At 31.2% G+C, this 12,282-nt stretch carries 9 protein-coding genes; 5 read left to right on the top strand and 4 right to left on the bottom strand.

Translation table 11 applies throughout. The features are described 5' to 3' along the window. Positions 1-48 precede the first annotated feature (48 nt). The 3 genes from B4E59_RS07815 to B4E59_RS07805 form a co-directional block, all read right to left on the bottom strand. Positions 49-1,158 carry an endonuclease gene (locus B4E59_RS07815; protein ID WP_291052384.1) on the bottom strand — a complete coding sequence of 370 codons (1,110 nt, stop codon included), beginning with the start codon at positions 1,156-1,158 and terminating at the stop codon, positions 49-51. A gap of 85 nt (positions 1,159-1,243) precedes the next feature. Continuing rightward, a complete protein-coding gene (locus B4E59_RS07810) occupies positions 1,244-1,678 on the bottom strand; it encodes a hypothetical protein (RefSeq protein WP_291048915.1) in 435 nt (144 codons plus the stop codon). A 111-nt stretch (positions 1,679-1,789) separates the two neighbouring features. Further along, a complete protein-coding gene (locus B4E59_RS07805) occupies positions 1,790-3,070 on the bottom strand; it encodes a UDP-N-acetylmuramoyl-tripeptide--D-alanyl-D-alanine ligase (RefSeq protein ID WP_291048912.1) in 1,281 nt (426 codons plus the stop codon). Positions 3,071-3,291: 221 nt separating this feature from the next. Here B4E59_RS07805 and B4E59_RS07800 point away from each other — a divergent pair, with 221 nt between their 5' ends. After that, the gene (locus tag B4E59_RS07800; RefSeq protein WP_286495783.1) at positions 3,292-3,819 is read left to right on the top strand and encodes a GNAT family N-acetyltransferase; all 528 of its coding nucleotides are present in this window, start codon (positions 3,292-3,294) and stop codon (positions 3,817-3,819) included. 74 nt (positions 3,820-3,893) lie between these two features. Here the strand turns inward: B4E59_RS07800 and gldJ are convergent, their stop codons facing one another. Further along, positions 3,894-5,528, bottom strand: a complete 1,635-nt coding sequence (gldJ, locus tag B4E59_RS07795; protein ID WP_524535944.1) for a gliding motility lipoprotein GldJ — start codon at positions 5,526-5,528, stop codon at positions 3,894-3,896. 158 nt (positions 5,529-5,686) lie between these two features. Between gldJ and porU the strand changes: the two genes are divergently transcribed. The 4 genes from porU (at position 5,687) to B4E59_RS07775 (ending at position 12,219) form a co-directional block, all read left to right on the top strand. Next, positions 5,687-9,550: a type IX secretion system sortase PorU gene (porU, locus tag B4E59_RS07790; protein ID WP_291048908.1), complete on the top strand. Its 3,864-nt coding sequence runs from the start codon at positions 5,687-5,689 to the stop codon at positions 9,548-9,550. A gap of 37 nt (positions 9,551-9,587) precedes the next feature. After that, positions 9,588-10,778, top strand: a complete 1,191-nt coding sequence (porV, locus tag B4E59_RS07785; protein WP_286495786.1) for a type IX secretion system outer membrane channel protein PorV — start codon at positions 9,588-9,590, stop codon at positions 10,776-10,778. Positions 10,779-10,904: 126 nt separating this feature from the next. After that, complete coding sequence (locus B4E59_RS07780) at positions 10,905-11,810, top strand: pirin family protein (RefSeq protein WP_291052380.1); 906 nt, start codon at positions 10,905-10,907, stop codon at positions 11,808-11,810. Positions 11,811-11,817: 7 nt separating this feature from the next. Continuing rightward, entirely contained in the window at positions 11,818-12,219 is a 402-nt protein-coding gene (locus tag B4E59_RS07775; protein WP_221855955.1) for an OsmC family protein, read from the top strand. Positions 12,220-12,282 lie beyond the last annotated feature (63 nt).

Raw genomic sequence — 12,282 nt, 5'->3', positions numbered from 1 at the left:
CTTCACTTGTATGAGCGAAGGATTTTTTTATGATGGTTTGATTAATGATTATTTTATTACAACTCTTTTGTTGATTTCCATTTGTTTTCCAACAACTTTGATGATATAAATACCTGGGTTTTTGAAATTAACTTCAACTTCTTTTTGATTTGACGAATTTGAAACTTCATTAATTAATTGTCCATTGAAATTAAAAACAGAAACTTTCTGAATTGATTTCGAATTATTTTCAAGTTTAATTTTAATCGAACGATTTGTTACATTGTAAACTGAAATATCATCACGCTTTTGATATTCGAAATCTCCAGTTCCTAAATTCGAACCCCAAATTTTTTCTGCATATTCAGGATGATCAATAAATGGGTTTCTGTTTTTTTGGTATCTGTAGACTAAATTATTAATATCTTTTTCACGATCAGAAACAGGATCATTTAAATGCCAAGTCATTAATATTTTCAAGAAAGTATCTGTAAAAACTTTATCTTTTGTTTTATTAAACATAGCATAAGACCAACTCTGAATACCATTTTCTTGATAACGAGTAGCAAAATAAAAATAAGCACGAGCTATATCACCTTTAAACTCATCAATTGGTTCGAAAACTGTTCCAGAAAATCCCGCAGAGTATCCAGAGTTTTTATTACTTCCTAATTTAGAGCCATTTAAAGAAGTGTATGTTGCACTTTCAACAACTCCATAAGGAAAATTATCTCTTTTATTATTAACATAACCATCAGTTGGCCAGATATGGAATGCATCTGCAACCATAGGAGAGTTTTTATTAAAAACACTTTGAGGAATAATATGCTCTCTGTTGTAGCAGTCTCCTTCATTTTTATAACCAGAACTGCCACATTGATCTGAAGATTTTATAAAATTATAAGGATCAATTTTTTTCGGTATCTCTGAATAAATATCATAAATAGAATTATCTTTTTCATCATATTTATCTAAAAAACCATTATCAGAATCTGTTCTATTATAAAGCGTCCATAATCCTCCATACGTTAAATCTGTGTGGTTTTTTATTATTTCATATAGCTGTGTTTTTAAGGTAAAGCTGCTACCAGTTGCATTTTCGTAATAGTTACTTGGAGCTTGAGCTGAGGCTAAAATACTTACTGTAAATATGGATAAAGTGTATAAGATTTTTTTCATAAACAATTTAGTTAAAAAAAGCTGTGATTTTCACAGCTTTTATTTTGTATAAATTTATGAAATTTAAAGTTTACTAATTGTTAAATTACTTACTGTAATTTTGATAAATCACCAATGAATCTTGAATTTGTTTATTTAATAATTTATATAAATCTGGTTGATTTAATGAAACTCCAGCTATCGATTTCAATTTTTTCTGAAAATTCTTAGAACCTGACAAAAATTTTGCTCGATAAGAATCTTTATCCATGACTTTTTTGGCTTGTAAATCTTTAAAATCTTTTCTGATTTTTCGTGCATATAATTCAGATAAGTCAAATTGCAACTGCATTTCTTTTAAAATTTCTGCATGTTGCATAGATAGCCACGAATTACTTTCATCAAATTTATTGGTAACCCAAAGTTCAGGAAGTTCTCCAGTAGATTCTGCAATTTGCCAACCTAATTTTGAATCTAAAAATCCTTGAGGAACCTTTGTTTGAATAGGTTTCTTTTTAAAGTTTTCGTAATTAAGTTTCATATCTTTTTTCCATTCAATTACAGATTGAGCCTGAAGAGAATGAGAAGTGAAAAGAGTAATTATAATAAAAAAAAATATTGATTTATTCATCAGATAATCAAGGTGTTGATTTTAAATATTTTCTAACAAATCAAGTCTCATGCCATGAGAACCTTTTATCAAAATATTTCGAGTTTTGATTGGATTTTCTTTTAAACATTCTTCAAATGCAACGCGGTTTTCAAATTTTTGTACTTTCGGATTATTCGTAATTGTTTCACCAAAATTATGTCCTAGAATATAAATTTGATCAAAATCTAAACTTTCAGCTAAATCTAAAATACGTTGATGCTCAGCTTTGGATTCTTCTCCAAGCTCAAACATATCACCAATAATAATTGTTTTAGAACCTTCAAATTTTGCAAAATTATTTAACGAAGCTTCCATACTACTTGGGTTTGCGTTGTACGCATCCATCACAATTTTGTAATTTTCTTTATTGATAATTTGTGAACGATTATTTGATGGAAAATAATTTTCGATTCCGTTTTGAATAGATTTAGCGTCAATCCCGAAATGTTGTCCAATTGCAATTGCACACGAAATATTGCTAAAATTATAGTTTCCTGTTAAATGTGATTGAATTTCTAAATCTTGGTATTTAACCGCCAAATATTCAGTTTCATTTTCTATCAATTCGATTTGAACATTAGCATTATGTTGATCAGAAAATGTAATTCGATTAATATCCTCAGTTTTTTCAACTTGAATTGGATCATTAAAATTAACAAAAGCAGTTCTGTTACTTGCTCTCAAAAAATCATATAACTCAGATTTACCTTTAATCACACCTTTAATTCCTCCGAAACCTTCTAAATGAGCTTTACCAAAATTAGTGATATATCCAAAATCTGGTTGAGAAATAGAAGCTAATAACTCGATTTCTTTTTGATGATTCGCACCCATTTCGATCACAGCCATTTCTGTATCTTCTGGAATAGATAGTATAGTTAAAGGAACCCCAATGTGATTATTCAGATTTCCGAAAGTATAATGCGTTTTGAATTTCTCTTTTAAAACAGCTGAAATCAATTCTTTTGTCGTTGTTTTCCCATTAGAACCAGTCAATCCAATAAATGGTATTTTAAGATAATTACGATAAGTTCTCGCTAAATCTTGTAAAGTTTCTAAAGCATCATTAACCAAAAAAATATTTTGAGATGTATTTTCAAATTCTTTCTCGTCAACAATTGCCATTGCAGCTCCTTGATTGATCGCTTCTTGAGCGAAAGTATTTCCATTAAAATTAGCTCCTTTTAAAGCAAAAAAGATACAATTTTGTGAGATGTTGCGTGTATCAGTCGTAACGATTTTCGATTTAAGAAATTGATCGAATATTTCTGTTGTATTCATGTTATCTAAATAAAATAGATGAGATTCTGTTTTAAAAAAAATAGAAAGAAATTATTCTTTTTATTTCGTACAAATATAAAATTTTATGATTCTATTTTTGACATTTAACGAAGTAATTTACGATAATTGCAAATAAATTAGATGAGATTAATCTTGGTAGCACAAGTTTCTCTATTTTATTTATTATATTAAAAAAATATCTCTAGGACTTTGATAAAAGTATGAAAATAAAAGAAATTACCATTAACGAATTAGAAACTGAACGATTGATTCTTGTTCCTTTTACGATTGATATTTGTGAAAATATGCTGTATAATGATTTTAATATGTTGTATGACAAAGGTTTTGTAAAAAGCAAAGACTGGCCGGATAAAGATATGATGGATACAGTGCCTAAAATTATTCAGAAATTATTAATTCATAATTACGTGACAGGCTTCGAATCCTGGATGATTATAAGAAAGGATACGAAAGAAATAATAGGTGATGTAGGATTTAAAGGGTATAATGCGGAGGAACAAAGTGTAGACATTGGTTATGGAATCATCCGTAAAGAAAGAAGAAAAGGATTTGCAGAAGAGGCGTGTAGAGGTCTTATAAAATGGGCATTTTCTCAAGAAATAGTAAAAGAAATAACAGCCAAATCTTTTTCAGATAATGTCAAATCGATTAATTTATTGAAAAAGCTTGGTTTTGAAAAGATTTTTGAATACAAAGAATTTGTGTATTGGTCATTGATCCAATCTTGAGAACAGAAAGAATTTAATTAACAAATAAAAACTCGATACTATAGTACCGAGTTTTTTTTTATTAAGAAAGATTTTTATCCTCTACGTTTACGTTTTGATTCGAAACTACCAGAGTATTCTTGTGCCACACGGAAACCAATCCAGTTTGTTGCACTTGCTTGGTGTAAGTAACGTCTTTGTCCTGGATCTATCCAGTAAATAGGGTCTTTCCAAGAACCACCTTTTACAACACGTGTTTCATCAGAGATGTCAGAAGTACGTTTAGAAGAATCTTTTTCTAAGATTACTCGACCTTTTTCATCTACTCTAAATTTACGTTGAGGAGCGTTGTACATGTCTTCTGTTGCTTGATCAGCAGATTTACCTTCCTCAGTACGTGGTGATAAAGAAGAATTAGGGTCACCATCACGATAATTTGTTAAATCGTATTCTATTTGTTTTTTGTAAGCGCCTGGTAATCCTCTATAAACTAAACGTCCGTTGTCTAATGTATCATATTCAACATTTGTTTCGTCATATTTTTCAAAACCACCTGCGCCATTGTCAATTTTTGTTTTTAAAATATTTCCACGGTAGTAGTTGAAATCGTTTGCTTCTTCATCAATAATTGGACGATAAACATCAGAAACCCATTCAGCAACGTTTCCTAACATTCCGTAAAGACCAAAATCATTTGATGGATATTTACGCACATCACTTGTAATTGCAGAACCATCGTTTCCAAATCCTCCAATACCAGAGTAATCTCCACGTCCTTGTTTGAAGTTGTCTAAATATTGTCCTCTTTGAGCTCCTTTTGTAACTCTCAAGTTATTTTGAGCAACATCTTTTCCTTTGTATTCGTTGTATTCACGATTTCCAGGTAAAGCTAATGCTGCATATTCCCATTCAGCTTCTGTAGGTAAACGGAAGGGTTGTACTTCATCTGAACCAGTTGCACGATTTGCTTTTAAGATACGTGTATTTTGCGTTTTAATTTGATTCGCTTTCATAATTTTAGTCGAATCAATCGCTTCGTTTACATTTGTATCGCCTAACTTATATTGTTCAGCACTAAATGTTTTATTTCCGTAATTATACTCCTCGTTATTGTAATAATCTTTTGATAAGATTCCTTTGTTCATTAAAGATTTTTCAAGAGCACGGTCTGTTAACCAATCACAATAGTTAACGGCTTGTAACCAAGAAATACCAACTACTGGGTAATAGCTGAATTCTGGAGAAAATAAATAATTTTCTGTAGAGAAATCATCACGAGATAATTGATTGTTAAAAACCGTTTCATCTGGTAATGCTCCATTATAAATATCCTTGTATTGCGTGTCTTCTGGTGGGAAAACAACTTTCAACCAAGTTAAATATTCTCTATATTCGTAGTTTGTAACCTCAGTTTCACCCATAAAGAAAGATTTTACTTGCATACGAACAGGAGAATTATTCCAATCGTGTAACACGTCGTCTTTCGTAATTCCCATCGTAAAAGATCCACCTTCGATGAAAACCATTCCAGGCCAAGCTTTGATGTTTTCTTTCTTTTTACCTGAAAAAAACCAACCTTTACTATCGTTTGGTTTCCATCCTGTACGGCTTGTGAAATTTTTTGTTCCACCTCCTTTTTTCTTTCCTGAACTGCTTGCACAACCCATGAACACACTCATAGTTACAGCTGCAAGGGCAAGAGAAAAAATACGTCCTTTATTCATTTTCATAGAATATTTCTGGTTTTCGAAAATTAAATTTAATGCAAATAAAAGCATTTGACATTAATCTTACAACGAAAAAATGCTTTATTTCTTGTATCAAACGTAAGAATTATTTTTTTATTTTACGATTGAAAATATATTTGTCAAAATAGCGTTATTCAGACATGAAGAAATATTTTATTTTAGTTGCAACTTTGCTTCAATTTCCTCAATTATTTAGTCAAAATTACAAAATAAATTGGGAGAATAATCAAACAATTTCTTTAACGAATGGAAATAAGGTAAATGTGCCGTTTTTTTCGAATAAAGATAATTATTTTGTTGGAGGATATTTTCTTCCAGAATTTGTCGTTGAGTTAAATTCTACAAATCAAGAAGTTGAATTATCAAATGTGCAATTTAGAGAAGTACAGGATGAATTGGCCGATTTGAATACGTCTTCGATTACAGATAAAATTAATTTTTCTTCATATAATATTATTGATAAAAATGGTCAGCAAAAACTAATTTTTAAAGTTGTACCATTTGTCAAACAAAATGATAAGATTTTAAAAATAGAATCTTTCTCAATTGTACCGAAATCAATTCAATCTCGAAAAACATCTTCTCGAAAATTAATTGATAATTCGACTACAAGTGTTTTGAAAACGGGAGATTGGTACAAAATAAAAGTCTCGAAAGATGGAGTTTTTAAATTAGATAAAAGTTTCTTTACTAAAAATGGAATTCCGACCAATTTTAACCCAAAATCGCTAAAAATCTATGGAAATGGAGAAGGGCGTTTGATGGAGAATTTAACGGAAGATAGAACTGGAGCTTTGAATGAAATTCCAATAAAATTTGTTGGAGGTGAAGATGGAAGTTTTGATAGTAATGATTACGCGTTGTTTTATGCGAAAGGTCCGCATCAGTGGTACAGAAATAATACGACAACGTTGAAAGATGCAAAAGTTCGCTATAATTTGTATGATGATTTTGCTTATTATTTTATCAGTTTTAATGGAGAAGATGGCAAAAGAGTAGGAGAACAGGCGCTTACAGCAAGTCCTATAAAAACTTTTTCTACTTTTGATAATTTACAATTTCATGAAAAAGATTCGATTAACTTAAATGGTCTTGGGCAAATTTGGGTTGGAGAAAATATTGGTTTAAATGGAGGTTTCAAGAAAACGTTCAAAGCGAATGCTGTAAATGGTGGAGAAGCATATTTGCGTTATGCGGTGGTTGGAAAAAATGCAAACAATACATCATATAGCGTTAATTTAAATGGACAAACTTTTACTCATTCTTTAGGAAACTCTTTATTTGATAGAAATATTCAAGATAAAACAGTTTCATTAGGTTCAAATTCTATCGATATTGCGGTTTCTTCTAGCGGAACCAATCCTTCTGGATTAGCTTATTTGGATTATTTACAATTGCGTTTCAAAGATGGTTTAACATATAGCAATGAGCAATTCACTTTTCAGTTTTTAGAAGATATTAATAATGGAAGTGTGAATGCTTTTTCATTGAATAATGCTGCAAATGTTTCTGTTTGGAATGTTTCTGATATTCATTTAATTTCTTCAATTGTTCCGCAAAGTAATTTGTATAAGTTTAGCACAAATCATCTGAATCAGTTTGTCGCATTCAAGGATGAAAATGCTTTTACAGATGCAAAATATGTAGGGAAAGTAGCAAATCAAGATATTCGTAGTTTAACCGATATTAATTATATAATTGTCACGCATCCAAAATATTTGGATCAAGCTACTCGCTTGGCGAATTTTAGAAAAGAACATGATAAGATAAATGTTGCAGTTGTAACAACGGAACAAGTTTACAACGATTTTTCTTCTGGAAGTCAAGATCCTATTGCGATTCGTGATTTCTTTAAATTCTTAAAAGATAGATCAAGTCCAAATTTAGAATATGGTGTTTTGTTTGGAGCAACAACCTATGATCCAAAAAATAGAGTAAAGGATTTTACAAATTATCTTCCAACTTTTACAGACGAACCTTCTCTTGATATTGATGGTGCGATTGCAACGGATGATTATTTTGCAATGTTAAATGATAATGTAAAAATGTTATCGAATAGCGTAGACGGAATTTATAGTTACGATGCCAATTGGTTTGAAATAGCTGTAGGACGAATTTCTGCTTCTAATTCTACTGAGGCAAAGATTTTGGTTGATAAAATAGTTTCATATTACGATAAAGTTCAAGGAAAAGGGACTTCCTATGGCGATTGGCGAACAAAAATTGTTGCAGTTACTGATAATGATAATAATGTAAATACTCCAGGCTTAAATGCCAAAATTGATACTGAATTTTCTAAACCTGAGAATCAAATTTATACGATTAATAAAATATATTCGGGAGCTCATCAACCTGAAAGTACTTCTGCCGGAGTTAGATATCCAACCGTAAATCAAGCAATTTTGAATGGAATCGAGTTAGGTTCAAACTTCTTGATGTATTACGGTCATGGAGGTCCTCGTAGTTGGGCACAAGAGCGAATTATTACAGCAGAAGAATTAACAAATTTATCCAATTTTAATGCAGCTTATTCACGTTTACCTATCGTAACAACTGTGACTTGTGATTTTACAATTTGGGATTTACCGCAATATAATTCTGCCGGAGAAGCTATGTTGAAAAACGCAAATGGAGGAGCCTTGTCTATGATAACAACCAATCGTCCAATTGGAACAGGTTACGGAGATTCGATGAATAATTTTTTGATCGAACAGTTTTTCAAGAAAGTTGGAATAGAAAATCAAACAATTGGTAAAGCGCTTAATGAAGCAAAATTAAATTATTCTCCAAAACATCAAAATAACAAAAGTGTAAGTATTCTTGGAGATCCGATGTTAGTAATTCATCGTCCACAACAAGATATTGAAATATTAAGCATCAAAAATAAAAAAGATGTAGATGCCCTTGCTGGTGGTAAAATGCAAGCATTAGATTTTATAACGATTACAGGTAAAGTAAATCAATTATCTAATACTTCAATTGATAATAGTTTCAATGGGAAAATTGCGATTAGTTTGTATGAAAAACCTGAAACGAAAACCATTTTATCGGAGTCTGATTGGGCTGGAAAAACTTTCGAAACAGAAAATAAAACAATTTATAAAGGAATAGGAAAAGTAGAAAAAGGTGAATTTACGATTCAATTTTATGTTCCGAAAGATATTAATTATGAATTAGGAAATCGTAAAATAAAATTTTATGCTTGGGATGAGAAAGATGGTAAAGACGCATCGACTTTAAAAACAATTACGATTGAAGGAATTAACGAAGAAGGATTGAATGATGATGAACGTCCGCAAGGAAAATTATATATGAATAACCTTCATTTTGCGAATGGAGGAATTACAGATCGTTCGCCTTATTTGGTTGGTTGTTTAACTGATAATTCAGGTATTAATGCAACTGGATCGAGTATTGGACACGATATTGTTGCAACGCTTGATGGAAAAGTGCAAGATGCTTATGTGTTGAATGAATATTATGATGGAGGTGATGCAAACCCATGTATCAATAAGAATTTTGAAGATTATCAGAAAGGACAAGTAATGTATCAATTGAAAAATCTTGAACTTGGTCAACATACTGTGAATTTAAAATTTTGGGATATCAACAATAATTCGAATACTGTAACGTTAGACTTTGTAGTAATGGAAAATGGAACAGGACAATTACATATTGATAAATTGTTAAACTGGCCAAATCCATTTACAAAGAATACGTTTTTCCATTTTGAACATAATTGTGATTCTGAGTTAGATGTAATGGTTCAGATATTTACAATTTCAGGAAAATTAGTCAAAACGATTCGTAAAACTGTTTCAGCAGAACCTTTTAGAGAAGGATATCGAACAGGTAAATATGCGATAGAATGGGATGGTTTGGATGATTTTGGCGATAAAATAGGAAAAGGTGTTTATATTTACAAGGTCAATGTGAAAGGTGTTGATGATACGGTTTGTAAAGGATCAGCCACCGCAGTTGAAAAACTTGTCATATTAAAATAATAAACAAAAAGAAAAAATATAATCAATAATATAACGAATGAAAAAAATTACAGCAAGTTTATTGATTTTAGCATCAGGATTTACTTTTGCTCAAAATAAAGATGAAGTTAATAATCCGATAATGACAGGAGCTCCATTTTTAAGAATTTCTCCAGATGCACGTGCAGGTGGTTTGGGAGATCAAGGAGTTGCAACTTCTGCGGATAATTATTCTCAATTTTGGAATGCGGCAAAGTATTCTTTTGCTCCTGATTATTCAGGTGTAGCCTTTTCATATACACCTTATATGGGATCTTTGGTGAATGATGTATTTTTATTGAATGCTACTTATTATACGTTTTTAGGTCAAGATGAACGTAGTACATTAGGAGCAAGTATCTATTATTTCAATATGGGCGAAATTCAGTTAAATAGACTTGGAGCAGGCGGTATTGATGGAAGCGATATAATTAATGACGGAGTAGCCAAACCAAATGAATTCTCAATCGATTTATCATATGGTTTACGTTTAACAGATAATTACTCGATGGCGGTGACAGGTCGTTTCATTCGTTCAGATTTATTCAATGGAGTAAGTGATGGTACAGTTCAACCAGCAAACACTTTTGCTGTAGATATTGCTGGATATTATCAATCAGAAACAATGAATACAAATAATTTTGAAGGAAAATTACGTGGAGGTTTCCAAATCTCTAATATTGGTCCAAAATTAGATTATTCAAACTCAGAAGATAATGCATCATATTTACCAACAACATTACGTTTAGGTGTTGGATATGATTTCAAATTTGATGATTACAATAAAGTTGGTATTACAACAGAATTTTCTAAATTGTTAGTTCCTACACCTCAATATGAATATGATGAAGAAGGGAATGTAACGAATCGTTATATACCTAATAAAGGTGTAATGTCTGGAATTTTCAGTTCATTTGGAGATGCTCCAGGGGGAGGAAAAGAGGAGTTAAAAGAAATTATGTATTCTGTTGGTGCAGAGTACTCTTATAATGATGCTTTGTTTATCCGTGCCGGTTATTTTCACGAAAGTCCAATGAAAGGTGATCGTCAACATTTGACATTAGGTTTAGGGCTAAAATACAATGCGTTTGCTTTTAATGCTTCTTACTTAATTCCAATGTCAGATACAAACAATGCTTTAGAAAACACATTACGTTTCGGTATTGCTTGGAATTTTGGAGGAGAAACACAAAATAGTTACGATTACTAGAAATCGTTAAGATTAAGTTATAATTGGCTAACCTTTTGGTTAGCCTTTTTTTATTTATTAACTTAAATCAAGTTTTAAATTAATAGTTAAAACTAATTTTACATCAATTAAAAAACTAAACTAATTATGTCTAACGTTGGATTAATTTTAGAAGAAAAAGCTGCTGATATAGGAAATTTTTTGGTTGGTAGATTATTACCATTTCGTCAAAAAAGACATGTCGGACCATTTGTATTTATCGATCATATGGGACCAACAAAAATGAAAGATTATCAAAATCTTGATGTAGGACCGCACCCACATATTGGTTTATCAACTTTGACTTATTTATTTGAAGGAGCGATTATGCATCGCGATAGTTTAGGAACTGAATTAGAAATTCAGCCTGGAGCTGTGAATTGGATGACTGCTGGTAAAGGTGTTGTACATTCTGAGCGAACTCCGGAATATCTACGTACAACAGAAAAAACATTACATGGTTTACAAATTTGGGTGGCTTTGACAAAAGAATTAGAAAATATGGAGCCGAGTTTTGTTCATGTTGAAGCAGATAAATTACCAAATTGGTCGGACGAAAATGCTGATTATAGATTGATTGCTGGTAAGTTTGGTGAACATACTTCTGGCGTGCCTGTTTATTCCCCTTTATATTTTATTGAGATTAAAGCGAAAAATGATTTCAAAGTTTCTTTAGGTAAAGATTTGTATGGAGAATCTGCTTTGTATGTATTAGAAGGTTCTATCAAAGATGGAGGAGAGACATACGGAACAAAACAATTATTAGTTGCGAAAGAAGCTACTTTGTGTGAGTTCGAAATTACGGCTGGTTCTACCGTTTATATTTTTGGAGGAGAAGAATTACCGGAAGAACATTTTATCTTTTGGAATTTTGTAAGTTCTTCAAGAGAAACGATTGAAACGGCGAAGGAAAATTGGATTAATCATCGTTTTCCTAAAGTTCCTGGAGATGACGATTACGTTCCGATTCCGCAAGCTCAACAAAAATCTAAAATAAAAGAAAACGAAAAATAAATTGATAATGAGTGATATTAATGTAACATCAACTTCGACAGATAAAAATTATATTTCGAATATTAAAGCTGGGAAACACGAATTTAATGTAGATGAACCTTTAGATAAAGGAGGTTTGGATACAGCTGCAAAACCAAGCGAATTATTGGGAGCTGCATTGGCTTCTTGTACTTCGATTACATTGCAAATGTATATGAATCACAAAGAATTTGCTTACAAAAAAGTTGAGGTAGATGTCAATTTTGATATGATTACAACTGAGCCAATTACTTTTCAGCGTCATGTTATTATAGAAGGTGATTTCGATGAAAAACAACAAACAAGATTATTGAAAGTTGCAAATTCTTGTCCTGTACACAAAGTGTTAGAAAAAGGTCACGAAATAGAAACAACGATAGAGTTTATTTAATAAAAAAAACCACTTCATCTGAAGTGGTTTTTTTTATCTTAATATTGTCCCGTCCTGAAATAG

It is taken from the genome of Empedobacter sp. UBA2044, assembly GCF_002333005.1.
In the GTDB taxonomy this organism is placed as follows: domain Bacteria; phylum Bacteroidota; class Bacteroidia; order Flavobacteriales; family Weeksellaceae; genus Empedobacter; species Empedobacter falsenii_B.
The sequence above is the reverse complement of the archived record's forward strand: the minus strand, read 5'-3'. Positions and strand labels throughout refer to the sequence as shown.

Coding starts and splice junctions, on each gene's coding strand:
- gldJ (WP_524535944.1), bottom strand. CDS start 5,528: ATGAAAATGAATAAAGGACGTATTTTTTCTCTTGCCCTTGCAGCTGTA.
- B4E59_RS07800 (WP_286495783.1), top strand. CDS start 3,292: ATGAAAATAAAAGAAATTACCATTAACGAATTAGAAACTGAACGATTG.
- B4E59_RS07805 (WP_291048912.1), bottom strand. CDS start 3,070: ATGAATACAACAGAAATATTCGATCAATTTCTTAAATCGAAAATCGTT.
- porU (WP_291048908.1), top strand. CDS start 5,687: ATGAAGAAATATTTTATTTTAGTTGCAACTTTGCTTCAATTTCCTCAA.
- B4E59_RS07815 (WP_291052384.1), bottom strand. CDS start 1,158: ATGAAAAAAATCTTATACACTTTATCCATATTTACAGTAAGTATTTTA.
- B4E59_RS07775 (WP_221855955.1), top strand. CDS start 11,818: ATGAGTGATATTAATGTAACATCAACTTCGACAGATAAAAATTATATT.
- B4E59_RS07810 (WP_291048915.1), bottom strand. CDS start 1,678: ATGAAACTTAATTACGAAAACTTTAAAAAGAAACCTATTCAAACAAAG.
- B4E59_RS07780 (WP_291052380.1), top strand. CDS start 10,905: ATGTCTAACGTTGGATTAATTTTAGAAGAAAAAGCTGCTGATATAGGA.
- porV (WP_286495786.1), top strand. CDS start 9,588: ATGAAAAAAATTACAGCAAGTTTATTGATTTTAGCATCAGGATTTACT.